This window comes from Yinghuangia sp. ASG 101 (assembly GCF_021165735.1).
In the GTDB taxonomy this organism is placed as follows: domain Bacteria; phylum Actinomycetota; class Actinomycetes; order Streptomycetales; family Streptomycetaceae; genus Yinghuangia.
On sequence record NZ_CP088911.1, the window covers coordinates 581,639 to 605,433 of the forward strand.

Here is a 23,795-nt window from a genome sequence, read left to right on the forward strand (position 1 = left end):
CGCCGACCGTCGCAGCCGCCCGCGGGCGGGGACGCGGGCTCCGCGACCGCGCCGAGCCCGCGCCCGACGTCCCCATGCCGCCAACACCCCGCCCACCGTTTCGTCATCGCCTGTTGTCTTCGCCCTCTCGACCGCATACGGTTCTCGAATGCCGATAATGAGTGTCCATGGTTTGTCGGTCGCCTATGACGTTATTGGTGAGACAGGGCGCCCGTGGGTGATCACCCCGGGTGGCCGTTTCAGTATGGATTCACCGGGAGTTCGGGAACTGGCCGCCGCATTGGCGGGCCTCGGAAATCGCGTCCTGGTCTGGGACCGGCCGAACTGCGGCGCGTCCGACGTCTGTTTCACCGGGGATTCCGAATCGGAAATGCAGGCGGATGTCCTCGCCGGGCTCCTGAAGGCGTTGGATATGGCGCCGGCGGTGATCGCGGGGGGCTCGGGCGGCGCGCGGGTCTCGCTGCTCACCGCCGCCCGGCACCGCGAGGTCGCGTCCGGCCTGGCCACATGGTGGATCAGCGGCGGCGTGTACGGGCTGATGACGCTCAGCGTGCATTACTGCGGTGGTTCGCTCGCGGCGGCCTGGAAATCGGGCGGCATGGACGCGGTCGCCGACCTTCCCGAGTGGGCATCGGTCATCGAGCGCAATCCCGGAAACCGGCGGCGAATTCTCGACCAGGACCGCGACGCGTTCATCGCGGCGATGGAGCGCTGGATGGCCGCGTACTGCCCGCGCGACGACCAGCTTGTCCCCGGTCTGCCGGATTCCGAGGCCCGCGCTCTCGGCATTCCCGCACTGGTGTTCCGCAGCGACGAGCGCGATTGCAACCACACCCGGGAGACGTCCGAGAAATTGGCCGAACTGCTGCCGAACGCCCGGCTCGTGGATCCGCCCTGGAGCGACGACGAGTGGAACGAACGCTCCGCCGCCCGTGCCGGAGGCGTCGGCGAAGGGCTGTTCGTCGGCTGGCCGCTGCTGGCCCCGCTGCTGCACGCGTGGGCCGAGGAATCACTCGGCTGACCCCCGCCCGCCCGGATCGTGCCCGGCGCCGCCCGTCCTGACATGTGGGGCGGGCGGCGCCGGGCCGCGTTCGGGCGCGGGTCCGGCGTCTCCCCGCACGACCCCCTTGGCCCGGACGGCGATGACGGGTAGCTTAAGTATGTAAGTGCTCGCTTGCTTGTGCTCGCTGGGTTTCCGCCTTGCCGATGGAGGCTGCTGTGGCGTTCAGTTGGTTCATCTCGGTCGACGACCACCTCATCGAACCGGCCCGGCTGTGGCAGGAGCGCCTTCCTCTGCGGTGGCGCGACACCGGGCCGCGCATCGTGCGCGAGGGCGCGTCGGAGTTCTGGATGTACGAGGACCGCCAGGTCGTCACCACCGGCCTCAACGCGGTCGCCGGGAAGACCCGCGAGGAGTTCTCCCCCGAGCCCATCACCTACGAGGACATGCGGCCCGGCTGCTACGAACCCGCCGCCCGGGTGGCCGACATGGACCAGGGCCACGTGCTGGCGTCGATGCTGTTCCCGTCGTTCCCGCGCTACTGCGGCCAGGTGTTCCACGAGGCCAAGGACAAGGAACTGGCGCTGCTGTGCGTGCGGGCGTGGAACGACTTCATCCTGGAGGAGTTCGCGGAGACCTACCCCGGCCGGTTCATCCCGATGATGATCATCCCGCTGTGGGACCCGGCGGCGGCGGTCGCCGAGATCGAGCGGACGGCGGCGCGCGGCGCCAAGTCGATCGCGTTCTCCGAGAACCCGACCAAGCTCGGACTCCCGTCCGTGCACAACGACTTCTGGCACCCGGTGTTCCGCGCGTGCGACGAGACCAACATGGTCGTGTCCATGCACGTCGGGTCGTCGTCCAACCTGATCCGCACCTCGCCCGACATGCCGACGCTCGCCTTCATGGCCTACTCCGCGGCGGCCAACCAGGCCGGCACCCTGCTCGACTGGCTCTTCAGCGGCAACTTCACGAAGTTCCCGAACCTGCGGATCGCGCTGTCCGAGGGCTCGATCGGGTGGATCCCGTACTTCCTGGAGCGGGCCGAACAGGTCGTCGACAAGCAGCGGTTCTGGGCGTCGCGGTTCGACATCGACATGAACGCCAACCACGAGCGCGGCGAGCAGAAGGGCGCGGCCGGCTTCGACCTGGACACCGACATCCGCGCGCTGTTCCGCGACCACGTGTACGGCACCTTCATCGAGGACCAGGCCGGCATCCGGCTGCTGGACGTCATCGGCGAGGACAACGTCATGCTCGAATGCGACTACCCGCACTCGGACTCCACGTGGCCGGACACCCCGCGCATGGCGAGCAAGTGGCTCGACCACCTGTCGCAGGACGTCCAGGACAAGATCACCGTCGGAAACGCCTCCCGCGTCTACGACTTCACACCGGCCGACCCCGCGACGCTCGCCTGAGCGAGGGCCCAGCGGAGTCGGTGGCCGCCAATCAGCAGGCGCGGAGTCGGTGGCCGCCGGAGAGCACAGCGGAGTCGGTGGCCGCCAATCAGCAGGCGCGGAGCCGGTGGCCGCCGCGAGGCGTGCCGGAGGCGGTCGCCGCGACACAGCAGAGGAGACGCAGGTGGACAAGGCAGCACTGGATCTCGGCCTCGCACGTCGCCTGGTGGACCATATCGAGCACGGCACGACCGACCTGGCCGACTCCGTGTACGAGATGTCCACCGACGCGTATTCCGCGGCCCGTCTCCAGGACGAGCTGCGGGTCCTGTTCCTCGGACCGCCGCTGGTCCTCGGGCTGTCGGGCGACCTGCCGCGCCCGGAGACGTACCGCACCGTCGACATGTGCGGAACACCTGTCCTCCTGACCCGGGACAGCGGCGGACGGGTGCGGGCCCTCCTCAACGCGTGCCGCCACCGCGGCGTGCGCGTGGCCGACGGCGTGGGCCGGGCCAAGCGTGTCACCTGTCCCTTCCACGCCTGGAGCTACGAGTTGGACGGGCGGCTGGCCGCGATGCCGGTCGCCGACGCGTTCGACGGCATGTGCCGCGACGACAAGGGCCTGGTCGAACTGCCCGTCGACGAGGCCCACGGCCTCATCGTCGGCCGCCTGCGCCCCGGCCCGCCCGTCCGTGTCGACGACTACCTCGGCCCCGAACTGCGGGACGAGCTCGCGCTGTTGGACTTCTCCGCCTGGGAGCGCCTGGCCGAGCCACACGTCCACCGCGTCGCGGCCAACTGGAAGGTCACGCTGGACACCTTCCGCGAGAACTACCACTTCGACTTCCTGCACCGGAAGACCCTGCGCAAGGTCGCGTACGGCGGCGTCCTCACCTTCGACCCCTTCGGACGCCACCTGCGCAACTGCTCGGCGCTGCGCTCGATCGACGAACTGCGGGACAAGCCCGAGTCGGAGTGGGGCGACGTGGCCCGGCACCTGAGCCACCAGTACGCGCTGTTCCCGAACACCAGCCTGACGTTCGACAGCCGGCACATCGAGCTGTGGCAGATCCTCCCCGTCGACGCGGACACCTCCGAGGTCGTGCACACGTCGTACCTGCGGCCCGGACTGTCCGACGCGGAACGGGAGAAGGCCGCGGAGATGGCGCCGTGGATCTGTGAGACGGTGGTCGACGGCGAGGACTTCTGGGTCGCCGGGCGCACCGAACCCGGCGTACGGCTCGGCCTGTTCGACAGCGTCGTCTTCGGGCGCAACGAACCCGCCCCACAGCACCTCCACCGAGGGTTCGCCGCCGCCCTGGACGCGGCCGGACCCGCGTCGGCCGGTCCCCGTCCGACCGCACAGGGGCCCGGCGGACGGGGATCGGCCGCATGAGCGAGCGGGCCGACGGCCGGTACGCACGGGGCGCATGCGGCGGCGAGGGATGCGCGGCACCCCGCGTGAGGGTGCGCGTCGGAACGAAGGACCCGCGTCGCGCGTGCGGCGCCACGAAGAGCGAGGTGTCCCCATGAGTACCGCGGCGTCCGAGGCCGAGGCGGCCGTGGAGACCGTTCACGAGGTCTCCCGCCGCTTCCGGGCCGGCGACTTCGAGGGCGCGTTCCGTCTCTACCACCCCGACATCGGCGTGGAGCAGCCCGCGTCGCTCCCCCACGGCGGCCGGCACGAGGGCCTGCCGGGGCTCGCCGCCATGGCCGCGGAGTTCGGCCGCCACTGGGAACGCACGATCGGCGAACCCCGCATCCTCGGCCTCGGTGCGTCCGTCCTCCAGGTGACCACCCAGACCTGGACCGCGAAGGAGACGGCCCGCTCCGCGACCGTCGACGTCGTGGAACTGATCACCGTCGCGGACGGCCTCGTCACCGAGATCCGGGTCTTCCCGCAGGACACCCATCTCCTGCTCGCCACCCTCGACGCCCCGACGGCCTGAGGTCACACGGCGGTTCCGGCCGGAGCGTGCTGTGAGGCTTGGCTCCCGGGTCCGTGATCGTCGCGGGGGCGTGCCTTGTCACGTCCGACCGTGGACCACGGCCGACGCGCGGCGTGCCGTGGGGCAGACCCCCAGGCCTGTCGGCGCGCGACCGCCCGTTCCCCCGACCGACGTCGACCTGATCGCCATCGGCCACCCCGCTCCCGCCGTACGCCGCCGTGCCGTCCGTCCTCCGACGCGGCGGCGGGAGGGATGACGTCCCGGGGAACACCCGCGCGGGCGCCCGCCCGTGATCGTGTCAGGTGAGGGTGATGGCTCGCTCGGGGCAATTGGCCTCGGCCTCACGGGCCTTCGCGGCGTGTTCCGGGGGGACCTCGGCGGACGGGGCGAAGGCGTTTCCCGCCTCGTCGAGGGAGAACACCTCGGGGCAGATCTCCCAGCAGCGGGCGTGGCCCTCACAGCGGTCCTGGTCGACGACGGCCTTCATCGCGGAGCCTCCTTGGTGGTCGGTTGGGTTGCGCGGCACCGGGTGTGTCGAACGCCGGTCAGAACGTGGCCGAGAGGTTCCAGGGGCCGTCCGGGTGGGGGCGGCCGAGGAGTTCCATGCTGTAGGCGATCCGGCCGGTGACCGTGCCGGGAGGTGCGGCGCACAGCTCCAGCGCGGCATCGGCCATGGCACCGCGCGGCTCCACGGGGGTGTTCTCGGGGGTGTGCGGGGACACCACCGCGACGCCCGGGGTCATCACCAGGCCGGAGGTGCCCAGTGCGTTCACGGACACTCCCGTGCCGTGGAGTTCCGCCGCGAGACCGGTGGTGAGGCGGTCGAGCGCGGCCTTGCACATGCCGTACGGGACGGAGCCGTCGGCGGCCCAGTCCGGGTACGGCGGGCCCGCGGGGTGGCGGGCCTGCTTCGAGGTGATGTTCAGGATCCAGCCCCGGCCGCGCTCGACCATGCCCGGGACCGCCAACTGGCACAGCCGGAACGGGGTGTGCACCATCATCCGGGCCATCACCGCGTACCGCTTCTCCGGGGTCTTCAGCGCGGGACCGTAGAAGTTGACCCCGGCGTTGTTGACCAGGGTGTCGACGGGACCGAGCAGGTCCTCGGCGCGGGCCAGGACGGTCTCGGCCTCGTCCGGCCTGGTCAGGTCGGCGGGGACGGCCTCGGCCCGGCCGCCGCGTGCGCGGATGCCGGCGACGACCTCGGAGATCGAACCGGGCAGGCGGGACTCCCCCGGGGAGAGGGTGCGGGCGACGAGGGCGACGGCCGCGCCTTCCGCGGCGAACCGCTCGGCGATGTCCTGGCCGATGCCGCGGCTCGCACCGGTGATGACCGCGACGCGGCCGTCCATCGATCCCATGGGAAACCTCCGTCTGCGGCGGACCGGTGCGGGCGGGACGACGTTAACAAAGTAAGTGTGTACTTTCTAGTGGGCGGATCATATACTCGGGACCCGGCGGCGCGGGGCACCCCCAGGTGCCGTCGGCCGCGAGAGTCAGGGGGCCGAAGCCGTACGAAATCGCACGCGTCGTACGCACCCCCGCACGGACCGCGCTCCACAGGCACCCGGGGAGACAGCCCAGGGCCCACCCCCACACGAACCCCTTGGGAGGCCGGCAGTGAAGGTCGCCGTCGCATACGAGGTCGGACAGCCGCTGGTCATGGAGGACCTGCCCACACCGGAGATCGGTGCCCGGGACGTCCTGGTGCGCCTGGCCGCGCGCGGCATCTGCCACACCGACCTCACGGTCATCGACGGCCTGTCACCCCTGCCGCTGCCCATCGTCCCCGGCCACGAGGCCTGCGGCGTCGTGGAGGCGGTCGGACCCGAGGTACGCCGCGTCAAGCCCGGCGACCGGGTCCTCGCGTCGGTCTCCCCGGCCTGCGGCACCTGCTGGTGGTGTGTCAACGACATGTCCAACCACTGCGAACTCAGCGGCCCCCTGCGGGCCAAGCCCCGGTTCACGCTCGGCGACGGCAGACAGGCCGCCGCGGTGTGCGGCTGCGGCGCGTTCGCGGAGGACATGGTCGTCGACGAGGCGTCCGTGGTCGCCGTCGAGACCGACCTGCCCGACGCCGAACTGGCCCTGCTGGGCTGCGGCGTGACCACCGGGCTCGGCGCCGCGCTCAACACCGCGCGGGTCAGGCCCGGTTCGGGGGTCGCGGTGATCGGCTGCGGAGGCGTCGGCCAGTCCGTCGTCCAAGGGGCCCGCATCGCCGGGGCGGCGGTCATCATCGCCGTCGACCCGGTGGCGAGCCGCCGCGAGGCCGCCCTGCGCGCGGGCGCGACCCACGCGCTCGACCCGCTCGAAGGCGACCCGGTCGAGCAGGTACGGGAGTTGACCGCGGGCCGCGGCGTCGACCACGGCTTCGAGGCGGTCGGGCGGCCCGAGTTGATCGTCCAGGCCTTCTCCATGACCATCGCGGAGGGCACCGTGACGCTCGTGGGCATGCCCGCGGCGGACGCCGTGATCACGCTGCCCGCGCTGTCGGCGGTCTTCTCCGGGAAGCGCCTCGCCGGGTCCGTCGTCGGCGGCGCCCAAATCCTGCGCGACTTCCCGCGCTTCATCCGGCTCGCCGAGTCGGGACGCCTCGACCTCGGCTCCATGGTCTCGCGGCGGATCGGGCTGGACGACATCAACAAAGGCATCGACCTCCTGCGCGAGGCCGACGGCACCCGCACGGTCGTCATCTGACCGCCCCCGGCGCGCGACGCGCCGGGGACAGGCCCGCACCAAGCCCCGCTGTCCGGAGGAACGCACCATGCCCGAGCGCACACTTCTCCGCAACGCCCGCGTACTCACCTGTGCCGCCGGCACCGACGAACGCCCGGCCGACGGCGACATCCTGATCGACGGCGACCGCGTCGCCCGGGTCTCGCCCGGGCGGCTGGACGTCGACGAGGCGGCGACCCGCGTGGTCGACCTGCGCGGCGCCACCGTCCTGCCGGGCCTCGGCGACGCCCACACGCACATCAGCTGGCCGCTCGACTTCGTCTTCGACCACGCCGGGGTGGCCGCGTCCGATCCCGCCGCGCACGCACTCGACGTCGCGTCGGTCACGCGCACCTACCTGGAGAGCGGCTACACGCTCATCATCGGCGCCGGCGTCCTGCAGCCCCACGACGACATCCTCGCCCGCGACGCCATCGAGCGCGGCCTGATCACCGGGCCGCGCATCGTGCCCAGCGGCACCATGGTCGGCGACGCGAAGGGCCTCGGCGGCGACGGCGCGATGATGGACGTCGCCGCCGACGCCGCACAGCTGCGCGACATCGTCGCCCGCCAATGCGACGCGGGCGTACGGGTGTTGAAGCTGTTCATCTCCGGCGACGGCATCGTGCCGGAGTTCCCCTCCGAAGACGTCTACATGGACGACGAGATGCTGGGCGCGGCCGTCGAAGAGGCCGACAAACACGGCGCGTTCATCTCCGTGCACGCCCGGGGGTCGGCGAGCGTCGCCATGGCCGCCCGGACCGGCGTGCGGCTCATCCACCACGCCTGCTTCCTGGACGACGCCGCGATCCGGGCCCTGGAGGCGCGGCGGGACGACGTGTGGGTCTGCCCCGGCCTGCACTACCTGTACGCGGTCGTCGCGGGCCACGCCGAACCCTGGGGCATCACCGAGGACAAGATCGAACAGTCCGGCTACCGCGAGGAGTTGACCTCCCAGGTGGACGGCATCCGGCGCCTGCGCGAGGCCGGGATCCGGATCGCCGCGGGCGGCGACTTCGGCCACCAGTGGACCCGGCACGGCACGTACGCCGCCGAACTGGAGCGCTACGTCGACCTGGTCGGCATGTCACCCACCGAGGCCATCCACACCGCCACCCGCACCATGGGACCGCTCGCGGGCCTGGACAGCGGCGAGATCCGGCCCGGCGCCCTCGCCGACCTGTTCGTCGTCGACGGCGACCCGACCGCCGACATCGGCGTCCTGCGGCGCCCGGAACTGCGCCGCGCCGTCGTCAAGAACGGCGAGATCGTCCACGTGCACCCCCGGGCCGCCCTGTGACCGCCACTCCCCGCGCGACCCTGGCCGTGCCGCGCGCCCCCACCCCATGGCCGAACGGACACCGAATATGACCGTGCCGCAGCAAGCGCCCCGGAGTGAGGCCCTGCTCTCCGGCGTCGACACCCTCGTCCGCCTCCTCGTGCTCCGCGAGCAGGTGGACGCGCGAGCGGGCCTGACCACGGCGGCGATGGTCTCCGGGTATCCCGGTTCCCCGCTCGGCGGCTTCGACCTGGCCGCGGAGCGCGCGGGCGACCTGCTGGCACAACACCGCGTCCTCCACCGCCCGGGCCTCAACGAGGAGTTGGCCGCCGCCGTGGTGTGGGGCAGCCAGATGGGCGCGATCGTCCCGTACGCCGAGGTCGACGGCGTGGTCGGGGCCTGGTACGGCAAGACGCCCGGGCTCGACCGGTGCGGCGACGTCCTCAAGCACGCCAACGCCCTCGGCTCCGGACCCCACGGCGGCGCGGTCGTGTTCTGCGGCGACGACCCGGGAGCCAAGTCGTCCACCCTGGCGTGCGACAGCCAGTACACCTTCGCCGACGCCTGTGTGCCGGTGCTCTACCCCGGCGACCAGCAGGATGTCCTCGACCTGGGCGTGCACGCGTTCCGGATGTCGCGCTTCAGCGGGGCGTGGGTCGGGCTGAAGGTCGTCACCGCGGTCGCGGACGGCATCGGCGGCGTCGACCTCGCCCCCGAACGGCACGACCCGGCCGACCCCCCGCTCGTCGACGGCGTCGCGTGGCGGCACCGGCCGCAGCCGGGCATCGGCCCGCACGCCGTTCCCGAGCAGGAGGAACTGGTCCTGCGCGAACGGCTGTCGGCCGCCCGGGCGTACGCCCGGCACAACGGGCTGGACCGCGTGGTCGGCGCGGAGTCGGGGGCGCGGCTCGGGGTGGTGTGCGCCGGGAAGACGTACTTCGACGTGGTCCAGGCCTTCGCCGACCTCGGGGTCGACGACCTCGCCGCGGCGGGGATCCGCATCCTGCGGCTGGGCATGACGTACCCCCTCGTGGAGGACACCGTCGTCGAATTCGCCGCCTCCGTCGAGGAGATCGTGGTGATCGAGGAGAAACGGCCGTTCATCGAGGGGCAGTTGCGCGGCATCCTGCACGAGGCGGGGAGCCGCGTCGGCGTGGTCGGCAAACGCGACCGGGAGCGTCGTGAACTTACCCCGTACAGCGGGGAGTTGAATGCGACGAAGATCGCCGCGGTGCTCTCCCGCGTACTGCCCGGGCTCCGGGACCGCCCCGCCGCCGCCCCCGCGCCGCGCATGCTGCCGCTCCTCCCCCTCCCGGCCCGCGCTCCCGGCTACTGCAGCGGCTGCCCGCACAACCGCTCGACGGTCGCCCCGGACGGAGCACTGGTCGGCGGCGGGGTCGGCTGCCACGGGATCATGTACTTCGAGGCCCGCCACCAAGGGCTCAAGAGCCTCCCCCCGACGCCGATGGGCGCCGAGGGCGTCCCGTGGATCGGCCTCGCGCCGTTCGCGGCGGAGCCCCACCTGATCCAGAACATCGGCGACGGCACACTCAGCCACTCGGGCACCCTCGCGATCCGCGCGAGCGTCGCCGCCGGTGTCGACGTCACGTTCAAGATCCTCTACAACACCGCGGTGGCCATGACCGGCGGCCAGGACGTCACCGGCCTCATGGACGTCCCCGCGATGACCCGGGCCCTGGAGGCCGAGGGCGTGCGGCGCATCGTCGTCTGCGCCGAGGACCCCCGGCGCTACGGGCGCCGCGCCCGCTGGGCCCAGGGCGTGCGGGTCCTGGGCCGGGACGAACTCGACGCCGTACAGGAGGAGTTGCGCACCGTCCCCGGCGTCACCGTCATCGTCTACGACCAGCGCTGCGCGGCCGAGGCCCGACGCCTGCGCAAACGCGGGGAGTTGGAGACCCGGCCGCGCCGCGTGGTCATCAACGAGGCGGTGTGCGAGGGCTGCGGCGACTGCGGCGCCAAGAGCAACTGCCTGTCCGTACTCCCGACCCCGACGGAGTTCGGGGACAAGCGCCGCATCCACGACCCGTCGTGCAACCGCGACTACACCTGCCTGGACGGCGACTGCCCGTCGTTCGTGACGATCACCCCGAAGGCCGGGCGCCCGGGGCGGCGTTCGGCCCCGGACGACGCGTCACCCGCCCGGCCCGTACTGCCCGAGGGCGACCTTCCGCTCCCGGAACTCCCCGTCATCGACCGGCACTTCACGGTGTACTTCACCGGCATCGGCGGAACCGGCGTCGTCACCGCCAACCGCATTCTCGCGACCGCCGCCGAATCCGCCGGCCACGCGGTGGGCGGGCTCGACCAGACCGGCCTGTCCCAGAAGGCCGGCGCGGTGGTCTCCCACCTGCACATCGCGACCGACCGCGACGCCCTGGGCCCGGCCGCCGTCGGCCCCGGCCACGCCGACGTGTACCTTTCCGGCGACATCCTCCAGGCCGCGAACCCGACCCACCTCGCCGCGGTGTCCCCCGGCCGGACGATCGCCGTCGTCGGCACCGACATCACGCCCACCGCGGCGATGCTGCAAAGCGACGCCCCCGCCCCCGGGCCCGATCTGCTGCGCGCCGCCATCACCGAGCACGTCGGCGCCGAACACACCCTGTTCGTCGACGGGCGACGCATCGCCGAAGCCGTCTTCGCCGACCACCTCCTCGGCAACATCGTCCTGCTCGGCGCCGCCTTCCAGCGCGGCGCGCTGCCGTTGTCGGCGGGCGACATCGACGCGGCGATGCGCGGCCGGGGCAAGGCCGCCGACCGCAACCGCGAGGCGTTCGCGTGGGGCCGCTGGGCCGTCCACGACCCCGAGGCGGTCGACGCCCGCCTCGCCGCGGCGGCCCGGCCGGGCGGCCTGTTCGACCCGTCCCCCGCCGCCCTCGCCACCGCCGCCGAGCTGGTGTGGGACCACAACCTGCCCACCGACCTCCTTCCGCTGCTCACCCGCCGCGCGGCCCAGGCCGTCGACTACCAAAACGCCGCGTACGCCCGCCGGTTCCTCGGCCTGGTCGAACGCACCGCCCGCCGCGACGACGCGGCACAGAACTGGGAGTTGACCCGGACGGTCGCGGAATCCTGGTTCCGACTGCTGACGTACAAGGACGAGTACGAGGTCGCCCGCCTGCACCTGAAGGCCGACCACCGGCACACCGCACGGGAGTTGGGCATCGACGGCCCGTACACGGTGACGTACCACCTGCATCCGCCGATCCTGCGGCGGCTGGGCATGACACGGAAGCTGCCGATGGGCCGCCCGTACGAACTCGCCTTCCACGCACTGCGCGGCATGCGCCGACTGCGCGGGACACCGCTCGACGTCTTCGGTCGCGACCGCGACCGGCGCATGGAACGGGCCGTCATCGCGGAGTACGAACAACTCGTCACCGCCTCGCTGTTGCCGCGACTGTCGTCGACGCCCTACGACGACGCGGTGCGACTCGCCGCCTCCGCACTGGAGATCAAGGGCTACGGGCCGATCAAGGAGGAGTCCGTGGCCCGTTGGCGGCGGCGCGTCGCCGAACTGACGCGGCCCCGGCCGACCACCGCGGGCGAAGCACCGGCGATGGGCGGCGTGGTCCCGTGATCAAACGCATCCGCTTCGCCACGGCCGCCGTCGGCGTCACCCCGACCCGGTTCACCTCCGCCTGGCGCGAGACCGCCGCGGGTGCGGCCAATGCCCCCGCGTACACCAGGCCGACACGCATCACCGTCGGCCTGCCCGTCCCCGATCCGGCGCGGGACACCGGCCCCCGGCACGACGCCGTCGCCCTCGAATGGTTCCGCGACGCCGCGCACCTGCGGCGGTTCATGACCTGGCTCGGCACGCGCGACGGCCGCACGGTCACCGCGGCGGCCGAGCGGGTGGTGGCGGCCGGCGGCGAACAGATCATCGTCGCCGAGGAACGCGTCCTCGACGGCGCCGACTGGCTCGCCCGACACCGCCGCGACGGCGGCGGCGCCCTCAAGACCATGACACTCGCCCGGCGCGACCCACGCCTGACATCCGAGGAATTCTCACGGCGCTGGGCCCACGGCGGGAACCCCGGTGCCCACGCCGACGCCCGCGGACTGGCGTACGTCCAGAACCACCCCTTCACGCGCCCGAACGACTGGCCGTACGACGCCGTGAACGAGGTCTACTTCGACGACCCGGCGGGCCTGCGCGCCGACGACACCCGGCCGGGCCGCCACACGCCGGGCATCGCCGACGGCCTCGTGCGCGCCGCGTGGACCCTCGACATCGCCGAAGAGGTGCTGCTCACCGGCGACCGCCCCCTGGCGTCCGCGGCACCGCGCCCCCTCTCGTCCCCACCCGCCCGCCGTGCCACGCCCTCGGCCACACCCCTCTAGAGATCCCGACATCCGGTGTCGGCCCGCGCGTGCTACCGCCCCGGCCGACGCGACCGATCGGAGTGCCATGGACCTGCTCCTCCGCAACGCCACACTCGTCGACGGAACCGGCGACCCCGCCCGACCCGCCGACGTCGCGGTCACCGGCGACCGCATCACCGCCGTCGGCCCACCGGGCACTCTCACCCCCGCGACGCACACCCGGCAGGTCGACCTCGACGGCCTGGTCCTCGCCCCCGGCTTCATCGACATCCACACCCACTACGACGCGCAGATCCTGTGGGACGGCGACCTGACCCCGTCCAACTGGCACGGTGTGACCACTGTCATCATGGGCAACTGCGGCTTCGGCGTGGCCCCGACGCGGCCGGAGCACCGCGACATCGTCGTACGCACCCTCGAAAACGTCGAAGGCATGTCGACCGACGCCCTCAACGCGGGGATCGACTGGTGCTTCGAGACGTTCCCCGAATACCTGGCCGCGCTGGACGCCCGCGCCAAACGCCTCAACGTCGGCGCCTTCCTCGGCCACACCCCGCTACGCCTGTTCACCACCGGCGGCGAAGAACGCCCCGCGACCCCGGCCGAAGTCGCCGAAATGCGGCGGCTGTTGCGCGAAGCGCTCGACGCGGGCGCCATCGGCTTCTCGACGTCCCGCCAACCCGCCCACCAGGGTGCGTACGGCCGCCCGGTCCCCAGCCGCTTCGCCGAGATCGACGAAGTCGACGCCCTCGCCTCCGTGTTGGGCGAATCCGGCCGTGGCGTACTCCAAGTCTCCATTGGGCCGGGCCTGTTCATCGACCAGTTCTCCGACCTCGCCGTACGCCACAACATCCCGGTCACCTGGACCGCGCTGGTCACCCGTACCGACAAACCCGGCGCGGCCCGGCGGACGGTCGAACGCGCAGCCGCCCTCCCCGGCGAGGTCTACCCGCAGATCGCCTGCCGCCCCATCGTCTTCCAGATCACGATGGCCGACCCGGTCCCGCTCGCCGCCATCGACGAGTGGAAGGAAGCCCTGGCCCTCCCCCGGACCGAACGCGCCGCCCTCTACCGGGACTCCGCCTGGCGCGACCGCGCCCGCCCCGCCACCCTCACCGCCTGGGAGCAGCGCTGGCCCAAGATCCAGGTCGAGGAAACCGGCGTCCACCACGACACCGTGGGCATCCCGCTCTCCGAACTCGCCGCATCCCGCGGCACCAACCCCTTCGACCTCATGCTCGATCTCGCCCTCGCCGACGACATGGCCACCCGCTTCCGCGTCGTCCTCGAAAACGACGCCGACGACGAAACCGCCGAACTCCTCGCCGACCCCCGTACGTTGCTCGGCCTCTCCGACGCGGGCGCGCACGCCGGCCAACTCTGCGACGCCTGCTACTCCACCCACCTTCTGGGCCACTGGGTCCGCGAACGCAAGGCCCTCTCCCTCGAACAGGCCGTCTGGCGCCTCACCGGCCACCCCCACCAGGCCTTCCGCATCCCCGCCCGAGGCCTCGTCCGCGAGGGCTACTTCGCCGACCTGGTCGCCTTCGAACCCCAGACCATCGGCACGACCACCATCGAACGCGTCCACGACCAACCGGGCAACGCCGACCGCCTCATCGTCCACAGCACCGGCCTCCACCACATCTGGATCAACGGCACCCCCACCCGCACCTCCGGCACAGACCACCCCGACACCACCCCCGGCCGCCTCCTCCGCACCCACCCCGACAACCAGACATAACCAAACACAGCCGACCCCGCGTGCGCGGGGAGCAGGACGAGGTCGGGCGCGAGTACCAGTGCGGCCTTCGCGATGTCATGACACGTCGCCAACCACACCGCCAACGGCGGGCCTTCTCCTCCCCGGACGGCCAACTCACCCGCCGCCACCCGGTCAGGCGATGGTGCCCACGGACCGGGACGGACTTGTGTGGTTCTGCAGCCCGACCGCACCGCGAACCTTTGCGCACATCACCCACGCCCCCCGGTTGGGACTGACGGGCTCCTCACGCCGTACGCCGTCGAACACGGCATCGCCCACATGAAGAACCGGCGATCACCCACCCGACAGCTGGGCCGCCGAGAGCACGTCAGTGACATGGTCCAAGCCGTCGCCGGCCTCCTGTCCCACCGGCAGATGACGGACCTCGCATCAGCACGGCGAGCGTGAACAACGGCTCCGAATGCGGCCGATGACGCCTCATCACCAACCATGCACAAGCTCGTCAGCTCGACTGCCGCGCGGGGCAATTCCGACTGCCGCCGAACACATCCAGGACGCCGGGAGTCGTGGGGAATGATCGACTCCATGTGTTTATGCGGGAGTCTCGACAAGTGGCTGGCCGTCTTCCGTGACTCCGGTCGGTCGCGTCCAGTTGCGACTGTGCCAGTGGTTGCACCTCCGCTCCTGGCTGGCCCGTGGGCCTTGTAGTGTGCGGGTGTTCGCGCGTCGGGTGAAGTGGCAGGCGATCTGACCGACCTGCGGTGCGGCGGGGATTGGGGCCGGTGCCTCTGGCATTCGGTCGGCTTGTCGTCCGAGTATGCAAAAGCGCATACATGTGGGCAACGCCGAACTGTCTTGACTTGGTGCATGACATCTGGCGATCCGGTTTTCGGTGACAGCGAAGTGTCGGCGGTTGCGGCGGGCGAACGTCGGACAGTTCCTCTTCCCGCTTCCGGCTTGGGCGTTCAGGTTCTGCCCAGGACGAGTCTCTTGGCAACACCTCAAGGGTCGCGCCTTACTCTGACGCCCGGACGGACCTCTTCATCGGACAACGACGGCCTCCGATGCGTCTCGCAGTGGGGAAGTTTGGAGCGGAATGACGAGGTCGTGATGCGGCGCACCGATCCATCGGGACTTGAGGTATCCCTGTCGGGGACCAATCCGTCGCACCGCCTCGACTGGGACTCGGACGGATACCGCTCACACGAGGAATACCTGTTCTGGTCCCGCAGGGTTTGCGGCTTGGCGTGCCTACAGTCGCTGCTCCTCAGCTGGACCGACGTGCGCCTGTCCATGCGCGAACTCCTTGCGCTCGCCCTCGACCAGGGCTGCTACGTGGTGGAGCCGTCCGGTGCGGTCCAAGGCATGCTCTATCGGCCATTCATGGCGTGGGTCAGCTCGCAGTTCGGCTTCATCTGCCAATTGGTGGAAAGGACGCCGATCCAGTTGTCATCGCGCGAGGTGCGCCCCGGGCAGGTCATGATCGCCTCGGTGTCCGCCGAAATCCGTGACCCGGATACCAGTGATCCGCATCGGGGAGGGCATCTCGTCCTGGTTTACGCGGCCGGTGACGGCGTAGTGCGGTTCCATAATCCGTCGGGATACTCCCACAATTCCGACTCTGCCTCGCTGCCTTTGCATGTGTTCGAGCGGTTCCACGCCAACCGAGGCATCTTGATCAGGAAGACGCCGTGATCCTGACGTCGAGTGGAATGGGGGCGTCTTCCTTCCGTGTACCGGTTGGTGGTCGCAGGCTCAGACCATGTCCTAAAGCGTGTTGCAGAACGCTGGAATCGCAGCACATCACGTATATGGGTGGGGTGTTGCGGGTTGAGCGGGTGTGGGTGGAGGCGTTCGTTGGCTGACGCTGAGTCGGTTCATGTGCCTGGTGCGGGTCGTTCGTGAGCGTGGCGGGGAGGGGCCGCGGACGGGGCGTCCGTGGTGTCTTCCGTTGGATATGAGTGGGAGTGGGGGGGTGGCGCCGGTGTGCTTCGCTGTTCGGGGCTGCGCGATTTGCGTGCCTTGGGGGTGTCGCGGGGCGTGCGTGTTCGGTGGGGCGCTTGGGGTCGGCTCGGGCGATGGTCAGTGCAGAGCCGCGCTCCAGCCGTCGCCTGACGCGATGTGCAGGGCTCCCTCGTGTAGGTCGAAGGTGCAGGCGGCGGTGGGGGTGCCGGTCTGGGTCAGTGGGCCGGGGCCCTGGAAGGCGCGGGTGTGGAGGTGGAAGGCGGTGGGGGTGGTGCAGTCGAGGGTGCGCAAGTGCCAGGGGGTTGCCGAGGGTTCGTCCGGGTCGGGTGGGAGAGCGAGTTGGAGTTGAGCGGTGGCGGGGCGCTGGGAGCGGTAGTCCGTGTGGGCTGAGGTCCAGGCGGCCATGGTGAGGACGGCGTACGGGGGCGCAGCGGAGGTGGGGACGGGATCGGAGAGCGGAAGAGGGGCTCGGTCGGCGGGGCGAGGTGGTTCGATGAGATCGGCGGTCACGGCATGTACTTGGAGATGGGACGCGAACCAGTCGGCGAGTTCCGGGCCTCCCTGGTGAATCCAAGTTCGGATCACGTTGCGGAAGGCGGTCTCGCGGCGGCGGGCATCGGGTTGCGAGCCTGCGGCGAGGATCGCGTCGCCCGCTCCGGAGAAGGCGCGACACAGGCCGAGGATGGGGACGTGGTCGGCGTGGGCGGCGTAACGCACCGAACGGACTTGCCACATGGCATGGCGCAGAACGGTGGCGGCGGCGTGGGCGTGGGCCCCTGCGGCTTCGGCGGGTGGCGGTTGTTTGCGACCATGATGCGGAGCGGTGCGGGGCGGGGTGACGGCGTCAGCGCGTCGACCGGCGGACGACAGGTGCCACGAGCGGTCATCGAGGCGGAGCTCACCGCTTTTGGCACGGAGTTGGCCGTTCATGCCGAGGGATATCGTGATCTCGTGCGTCCCGGCGTCCAGGATTGCTCCGCTCGTGTCGGAGAGGTCGAAGACGGCGTGGGTGACGTCGTCCAACCACATGTTCACGAGAGCGGGCGGCGCGGGAGGGTCCTGCTCGACGGCGAACCTGCGGTCGGCGACCAGTCGGAGGAAGGCGGTCAGCGTCGTGCCGGCGCGCTCCACTTGGAAGTGGCGGACGGATGCCGTCGTGATGGCGTAATCCGTGGTCAGGTCCGCGATATTCCGAGGGGTGAGTCGGTGTTGCGGGGTCATGACGTGCCCCTGGTAGTCGCGGCCCGGCCTGTGCCACGCGGGCGGTGGGAGAAGTGACTCGATGTCGTATCCGGCCATCGCGGCCTGCTCGGACATCCAGGCACGTCGCCGCGCTCCGTGGTCGGCCATCCACTCCAGTACGGCCATCGCCCGCTGCTCGCGCGCGGCGGTGTCGGATGTGCCCACGGCCCAAAACAGCGGGAACAGGTTGTTGTCCCACACATCTGACGCGACACGAATCGTTGCGCGGTCGAACCACCGTACGTCTGCCGCCGCTTCCGCGATCTGGCGCACCGACCGGTCCAGCAGTGCCACCAGCACGGATGAAGGACGCGGGAGAGGAGGAGCAGTTGGCCTGGCCATGGCGGGATCGTCGCACACTCGTGGAGACGGGCGAACGGCGCGGCAATGCCATGGTTGAGGAGACGGCCTCCGTTGGTGGGTTTGGCCGACGGCACTCACGGCCACGGGTGACGGTCGGGATACTCCACGGCGTGCGATCATTCCCGCCGCACCGCCCGCAGGACTCCACGGAGACCGATCCGCACAGTCGGCAACCCAACGATTGAATTGGCCTGGTGCGCCAATCAACCTGTCATGTGGGGCGTTCGTCATGATGGCGAGACACCCCGAAACCGACCACCGGCACGCTCAAGCCGAGCATAGCGCCGCGATGCCAACCCATTCACCGCAAGATGATGCAAACGCCCGAAATGCCAGACTCTCGCAAAGTAGCGCGGAAGTGCGCCGACGGCGAGTATCGCCGCAGGTCAACGAGACTGCTCCCCGCGCACGCGGGGGATGTCTCTCGCCGCCGCCGCGCTGTTCCTCGCGAGCGACCTGCTCCCCGCGCACGCGGGGGATGTCTCGACGTGACCGCGGTCCCGCCGATCGTCACCGTCTGCTCCCCGCGCACGCGGGGGATGTCTCTCGGTTGCCTCATGGCGCAGTTCGCCCGCGACCTGCTCCCCGCGCACGCGGGATGTCTCTGTCAGCAGGTCAGAACCTGTTTCGGCGGGTGCTGCTCCCCGCGCACGCGGGGGATGTCTCACCCGGGCCGCGGCGTCACGGGCGGGCGGCGCTGCTCCCCGCGCGCGCGGGGGATGTCTCGGGGGCGGTGGGTGGGGTTGTCAGGTTCTGATCGGGGGGTCCAGGTGGTAGAGCTTGGTGGCGGTGTGTTGGAGGACCTTGGCGACTGTTTCCTCGGGGAGGCCCTGGAGGGAGCGTTCCATGATGTCGCGGGGGCTGGGGGACTCCGAGGCCGGGCCCGGGGAGAGGCTGGTGGCGTGGGGGAAGTCGGTTTCGAACATCAGGTTGTCGCCGAGTTTGTCGATGACCGCGCGCATGGAGTCCTGTTCGAACCAGTACATGCCGTAGATCTGGCGGCGCAGGTACTCGCTGGGGAGGGCGCGCTCGGGGTATTCCTTGTGGGCGCCGACGTTGAGCCACTGCCAGTCCATGCTTTCGCCGAGGAACGGGAGCCAGCCGGCGCCGTTTTCGACGGAGACGAACTTGAGGTCGGGGTAGCGGTGGCAGACGCCGCTGAGGATGACTTCGGCGATGTTCTGCGCGTTGCCGAGCAGGACGAGGCTGCTTTCGCGGGTGAAGTCCATCTTCTTGGACTGGTCGACGGCGCCCTTGAGGTCGTCCTGCGACGCGAGGAAGCCGACGTGGAAGTTGAGGCTCAGGTCCATCTCCTGGGCTTGGCCGAGCAGCGGCTCCCAGTAGTCGTCGACGAGGCGAGGCATACCGACTTTGTCGTACCGGGCGGCGAACAGCACGCCCTTGTGGCCCATTTCGTACGCACGCCGCATCTCGGCGACCGAGGCGTCGATGTCCCAGAACGGCAGCATCATCATGGGGATGAGCCGCCGCGAGTCCGCGGAGCAGAACTCGGTGAGCCAGTCGTTGTAGGCGCGCACGCAGTCGGTGGCCAGCTCGTGGGGCATCTCGTTGAGGAACACGTGGCTGTGGAAGCCGAGGATGTTGCAGTACAGGAGCTGGTAGTAGACGCCCATCTCGTCCATGTAGGCGAGGCGCGCCTTGGCGTCGACCGCGGCGGGCAGCGCCTGGTCGTACCGCTGCGGGTGTGACGGCGGGAACTCCGGCCATCCGGCCTGCGCGAACGCGCCGACGCCGAAGAGCTTGCGCGACCCGATGTACCACCGCTCCTCGCCGCGGCGGTCGACCTTCACGTGCGGGATCAGGTCACCCCACTTCGACGGGAGGCGAGACGTCCACAGGTCGGGCGGCTCGATCACGTGGGCGTCGGCGTCCGCGACGGCGTAACGCTCGCACAGCGCGACCCTGCTGGTCGGGTCATCGGCCATGGACTGGCCTCCTTCTGGGCCGGGCCGCCCTCGGCAAGCTCGCGGGCGGTGGGGTGTCGAGGCTCAACGAGTCATGAGGTCATTTAACGAGTAGGTACTTACTTACTTTATGGGCCGAGTCCGCGACGTGCAACGGTCGCGGGGGAAGTGCTGGGCAACGCGGGCCTCGCACGGCCGAGTTGGAGGACGGGTGCGGGCTGCTCGGTTGGGGATCGGCGGCTGTACGGGGGCACGGACGTGCGGCGGAGGATGCGGGAGGACGGCGGAGACGGTTGATCACCGGTGTGGGGCGTCGTGGTCGTGGTCGGTCGCGTCGGGGGCATGTCCGTGCGAAGGGTGGCGCGTGGGCCGCGAGTTGCGCCTCGGCTCGTGCATTCGGCCGATGGGAGGGAGAGAGGGAGAGATGGAGCCGGGCAACGCGGCGAAGGGGGAAGGGAGAACTTCGTTGGTGCCGGGGCGCGTTCGCACCGTTGCCGGCGCCCTACAGCGGCGGGGGACGCTTCCGCGCATTCACGGTGATGGCCCGCCGGAGGTTCTCCCCCACCGGCGGACACCACCATGCACCGGAGACGAACGGCGCAAGAACACGCCACCCGGCATGCCGAACACACCCCAGGGCGCCGACAGTTGCTCAAAGGCCAGGAGACCGCGGCCGTCAAGGGTGAAGCGGCGCGGAGGAAGGCCCGGTCGACGGGACGGTGGCTGCCGCCCCGTCAGGACTTCTCGTCCGACACCCCCCGCAGGCGACCGGCCATCAGGAGAGGAGTGACGCTGAGGACACCCGCGTCGACGGGAAGGGTCACGCCGGTGATCCAGCGGGCGTCGTCGCTGGTCAGGAAGACGGCGGCGGAGGCCACGTCCCAGCCGGTACCGGGGGTGCCCAGCAGGCTTGCCTCGTTGCGGAGTCGGGTGACCATGTCGTCCCCTTGGCCGGGGACGGACAGGACCATGGGGGTGGTGATGTGGCCGGGGGCGACGGCGTTGACGCGGATGCCGTCGCGGCCGTGGGAGTACGCCATGTCGGTGGTCATCGCGAGCATGCCGCCCTTGGCGGCGGAGTAGGCGATGGTGCCGTCGCCGCGCAGCGCGGAGATCGAGTTGACGTTGAGGATGGCGCCGCCGCCGTTGGCAATCATGACGGGCACGGTGTGCTTGCAGGCGAGGAAGACCGTGCGCAGGTTGATGGCGAGGGCTTGGTCCCAGGCTTCCTCGGTGGTGTCGACGACAGTGCCGACGGTGGCGCGGCCGATGTTGTTGACGAGGATGTCGACGGTCCCGAAGGCGCTGACGGCCTCGGCGACCATGGCGGCGCAGTCGGCGGATCGGGTGACGTCGCCGCCGAAGACCTGGGCTTTGCCGCCCTCGGCCTCGATGATCGCGCGGGTTTCCTCGGCGCGTTCGGGATACAGGTCGACCAGGAGGACGCTCGCCCCTTCGCGGGCAAGGGCGATCGCTATCGCCTTTCCGGTGCCGACGCCGGGACCCGGTGTCGATCCGGCACCGGTGACGATCGCCGCCTTGCCCTCGACCCGGCCTGCACGCTCCGCCATGATCGGACTCCCTTTCCGTTGCTGTTGGTTGAGACCGCGTCACGGATCGCGCGTCGTCGGACGGTCCCGAGGGCTACGTCCCTACGGCCGACGACTCGGACGCGGCTTGCGGACCGACCGGCCTGACCGGCCGGACCGGCCGGACCGGCCGGACCGGGTCGCGAGCGTAGGTCGCCCTCCTCGGCCCCGAAAGCACAGGAAGCACCGGAAGCACAGGAAGCACAGGAAGCACAGACAACGCACGGGCCACGGCAGACACGGGAAATCCGGGAGCACGCCCCCACGACACCCCCGAGTCCGGGCTCGGCATACGGAACACCCGTCGCGAACAGCCGAGTTGGAACCCCCCAGCCTGACCCCCGGCACCACACTCCGCGTCCGCCCCGCCGCCGCCCGAACCCCCCGCCCCGCTCAGCGCGACCACCGCGTCAGCAGTGCCGCGCCCGCCTCGTAGCCGCCCACGTTCGTGACGGCGGCCACGTCGGCGCCGTGCACCTGGCGTTCGCCGGCCTCGCCGCGCAACTGCCGTACGGCTTCCGCGGTATGGCCGAACGCGGCGTGCAGTCGGCCGCCGGAGAGTTGGCCGCCCCAGGTGTTGAGGGGGAGTTCGCCGCCGAGGCCGATGCGGGTGCCGCCTTCGACGAACGACGCGGCCTCGCCGGGTTTGCAGAAGCCCATGGCCTCCAGCCACCACACCACTTCGATGGTGAAGCCGTCGTAGAGCTGGGCGACGTCGACGTCCGCCGGGCGCAACTCGGTGCGCTGCCAGAGGGCTTCGCCGGTGGCGTGGCCGACGCGGGTCATGTCCTCCCATTGCTCCCACGACGGGCGGCCGTCGACGACGCCGGCCATGGCGTTCACGGCGACGGGTGCGCGCAGGTCGGGTGCGGTGTCGGCGGCGGAGACGACAATGGCGGTGGAGCCGTCGGCGGGGACGTCGCAGTCGTAGAGGGAGATGGGCGTGGAGATCATCCGGGCGGCGAGGTAGTCGTCGACGGTGAGCGGTGTGCGGTAGACCGCGTCGGGGTTGAGCGCGGCGTGGGCGCGCTGGGTGACGGGGATCCACGCGAGTTGTTCGCGGGTGACGCCGTATTCGTGCAGGTAGCGGGCGGCGTACGGGGCGATCTGGCACACCGGCGACAGCGCGCCGACCGGGAGCAGCCACGCGAGCGGCCCTTCCGCGGCCGGATTGACCGATCCGTACGCCGGGCGCCCCCCGGCGTCGCGCGCGGCACTGCCTTCCTTGACGGTGCGCCACACGACGACGTGCCGGGCCTGGCCGGTGGCGACGGCCTGGACCGCGCCGTAGAACGGCAGGCTCATGCCTTCGACCTGGCCTTGGCGCCAGGTGGTGGTGACGCGCAGGGCGTCCTGGATCTCGTAGAGGTTTCCGTTGGCGTAGCCGGGCAGGTTGGCTTTTCCGCCGCCGGGGAACATGGCGAGCCCGTCGATGTCGTCGACGGTCAGTCCGGCGTCGGCGATCGCGGCGAGGACGGCGTCGAGGGTGAGGTGGAAGCCGGAGCGGTCGATCCGGCGGCCGATCGCCGAGTGGCCCACACCGGAGATGACGGCGCGGTGTTCGGGCAGGGCACGCATCAGGCGGCACCGCCCGCGGCGACGAAGCTCGGGACCGCGAAGCCGCCCGGCCCCGGTTCGAATCCGACGTCGACGGCCATGCCGATGGCCGCCTCCTCGGGCGCGCAACCGCGCAGTCGGCCGAGCACCCGCACGCCGGGGTGGTCGGGGAACTCGACGACGACCAGCACGTACGGCACTTCGAGCCCGGGCAGCCAGGCCTGGTGGTTGACGGTGAGGCTGTAGACCCGGCCGGGTCCGGTGATCTCCACGTGCCCGACGGGTCGGCTCCGGCACGCGCGGCAGATCCCGTAGTGTGGGAAGGACTCGGCACCGCAGGCGGGGCAGTGCTCGGCGAGCAGGCGCCCTTCGGCCGCCGCCGCCCAGAATGCCTCGGTCTCCTCGGTGACCAGGGGTGGGATCCCCACGGTGGCGCTCATGTCTCCCCTTTCGCATCGCACCCGGCGACATGGTGTCGGGCAACCGCCCGCTCCCGCGCCCGGCCCGGCGACGTTCGGAGTCCGCGCCACCGCGGGAATCGGCATCGGCGAGAGGTCCGTTCCGCGGCTCCCGCATCCGGTGAGCCGTGGTCCGGCGATGCCGGGCCGCACCGTTTACGGACGGCCCGAAGAAAGTGTACGCTCACTTTCTATCGCCGCCAAGGGCCGTCCGGCGCGGTGGTCACAAAGGTTCACCGGCCCGCGTCACACCGGCCACGACCGGCCCGCCGACTCC

17 protein-coding genes and 1 CRISPR repeat array are annotated in these 23,795 nt (G+C 71.0%); of the genes, 10 read left to right on the forward strand and 7 right to left on the reverse strand.

The genetic code is table 11. The features are described 5' to 3' along the window. The first annotated feature begins 157 nt into the window (after positions 1-157). The 4 genes from LO772_RS02220 (at position 158) to LO772_RS02235 (ending at position 4,349) form a co-directional block, all read left to right on the forward strand. Positions 158-1,021 (forward strand): alpha/beta fold hydrolase, encoded by an 864-nt coding sequence (locus tag LO772_RS02220; protein ID WP_231776605.1) that lies wholly within the window; start codon positions 158-160, stop codon positions 1,019-1,021. A 197-nt stretch (positions 1,022-1,218) separates the two neighbouring features. Next, positions 1,219-2,421: an amidohydrolase family protein gene (locus LO772_RS02225; RefSeq protein WP_231776606.1), complete on the forward strand. Its 1,203-nt coding sequence runs from the start codon at positions 1,219-1,221 to the stop codon at positions 2,419-2,421. A gap of 163 nt (positions 2,422-2,584) precedes the next feature. Continuing rightward, positions 2,585-3,796: an aromatic ring-hydroxylating oxygenase subunit alpha gene (locus LO772_RS02230; protein ID WP_231776607.1), complete on the forward strand. Its 1,212-nt coding sequence runs from the start codon at positions 2,585-2,587 to the stop codon at positions 3,794-3,796. A gap of 133 nt (positions 3,797-3,929) precedes the next feature. Beyond that, positions 3,930-4,349 (forward strand): nuclear transport factor 2 family protein, encoded by a 420-nt coding sequence (locus LO772_RS02235; RefSeq protein WP_231776608.1) that lies wholly within the window; start codon positions 3,930-3,932, stop codon positions 4,347-4,349. Between the two features lie 298 nt (positions 4,350-4,647). Here LO772_RS02235 and LO772_RS02240 read toward each other — a convergent pair whose 3' ends face one another. Both LO772_RS02240 and LO772_RS02245 read right to left on the reverse strand, forming a co-directional pair. Then, positions 4,648-4,836, reverse strand: coding sequence for a ferredoxin (locus tag LO772_RS02240; protein WP_231776609.1), 189 nt, complete (start codon positions 4,834-4,836; stop codon positions 4,648-4,650). Positions 4,837-4,894: 58 nt separating this feature from the next. Further along, a complete protein-coding gene (locus LO772_RS02245) occupies positions 4,895-5,710 on the reverse strand; it encodes an SDR family NAD(P)-dependent oxidoreductase (protein WP_231776610.1) in 816 nt (271 codons plus the stop codon). A gap of 259 nt (positions 5,711-5,969) precedes the next feature. Here LO772_RS02245 and LO772_RS02250 point away from each other — a divergent pair, with 259 nt between their 5' ends. The 6 genes from LO772_RS02250 (at position 5,970) to LO772_RS02275 (ending at position 16,114) form a co-directional block, all read left to right on the forward strand. Continuing rightward, complete coding sequence (locus LO772_RS02250) at positions 5,970-7,046, forward strand: Zn-dependent alcohol dehydrogenase (RefSeq protein ID WP_231776611.1); 1,077 nt, start codon at positions 5,970-5,972, stop codon at positions 7,044-7,046. 67 nt (positions 7,047-7,113) lie between these two features. Next, positions 7,114-8,364 (forward strand): amidohydrolase family protein, encoded by a 1,251-nt coding sequence (locus tag LO772_RS02255; RefSeq protein ID WP_231776612.1) that lies wholly within the window; start codon positions 7,114-7,116, stop codon positions 8,362-8,364. Between the two features lie 67 nt (positions 8,365-8,431). Continuing rightward, positions 8,432-11,944: an indolepyruvate ferredoxin oxidoreductase family protein gene (locus LO772_RS02260; protein ID WP_231776613.1), complete on the forward strand. Its 3,513-nt coding sequence runs from the start codon at positions 8,432-8,434 to the stop codon at positions 11,942-11,944. After that, entirely contained in the window at positions 11,941-12,711 is a 771-nt protein-coding gene (locus LO772_RS02265) for a hypothetical protein (RefSeq protein WP_231776614.1), read from the forward strand. The genes LO772_RS02260 and LO772_RS02265 overlap by 4 nt, the downstream gene beginning before the upstream one ends. 67 nt (positions 12,712-12,778) lie before the next feature. Then, positions 12,779-14,437 carry an N-acyl-D-amino-acid deacylase family protein gene (locus tag LO772_RS02270; protein WP_231776615.1) on the forward strand — a complete coding sequence of 553 codons (1,659 nt, stop codon included), beginning with the start codon at positions 12,779-12,781 and terminating at the stop codon, positions 14,435-14,437. Positions 14,438-15,526: 1,089 nt separating this feature from the next. Continuing rightward, entirely contained in the window at positions 15,527-16,114 is a 588-nt protein-coding gene (locus tag LO772_RS02275) for a hypothetical protein (protein WP_231776616.1), read from the forward strand. A gap of 387 nt (positions 16,115-16,501) precedes the next feature. Here the strand turns inward: LO772_RS02275 and LO772_RS02280 are convergent, their stop codons facing one another. The 5 genes from LO772_RS02280 to LO772_RS02300 all read right to left on the reverse strand — a co-directional run bounded on the left by LO772_RS02280 (position 16,502) and on the right by LO772_RS02300 (position 23,500). Next, on the reverse strand, positions 16,502-17,926 hold the full coding sequence (locus LO772_RS02280; RefSeq protein ID WP_231776617.1) for a hypothetical protein: 1,425 nt from the start codon (positions 17,924-17,926) through the stop codon (positions 16,502-16,504). A 458-nt stretch (positions 17,927-18,384) separates the two neighbouring features. Beyond that, positions 18,385-18,715: direct repeats of the CRISPR family, unit length 29 nt; unit sequence CTGCTCCCCGCGCACGCGGGGGATGTCTC. A gap of 20 nt (positions 18,716-18,735) precedes the next feature. Then, the gene (locus LO772_RS02285) at positions 18,736-19,935 is read right to left on the reverse strand and encodes an amidohydrolase family protein (protein WP_231776618.1); all 1,200 of its coding nucleotides are present in this window, start codon (positions 19,933-19,935) and stop codon (positions 18,736-18,738) included. 713 nt (positions 19,936-20,648) lie between these two features. Next, the gene (locus LO772_RS02290; protein WP_231776619.1) at positions 20,649-21,485 is read right to left on the reverse strand and encodes an SDR family NAD(P)-dependent oxidoreductase; all 837 of its coding nucleotides are present in this window, start codon (positions 21,483-21,485) and stop codon (positions 20,649-20,651) included. A 411-nt stretch (positions 21,486-21,896) separates the two neighbouring features. Beyond that, complete coding sequence (locus tag LO772_RS02295; protein WP_231776620.1) at positions 21,897-23,081, reverse strand: thiolase family protein; 1,185 nt, start codon at positions 23,079-23,081, stop codon at positions 21,897-21,899. Beyond that, positions 23,081-23,500 (reverse strand): Zn-ribbon domain-containing OB-fold protein, encoded by a 420-nt coding sequence (locus LO772_RS02300; protein WP_231776621.1) that lies wholly within the window; start codon positions 23,498-23,500, stop codon positions 23,081-23,083. Before LO772_RS02300 ends, LO772_RS02295 begins: the two co-directional genes overlap by 1 nt. Between the last annotated feature and the right edge of the window lie 295 nt (positions 23,501-23,795).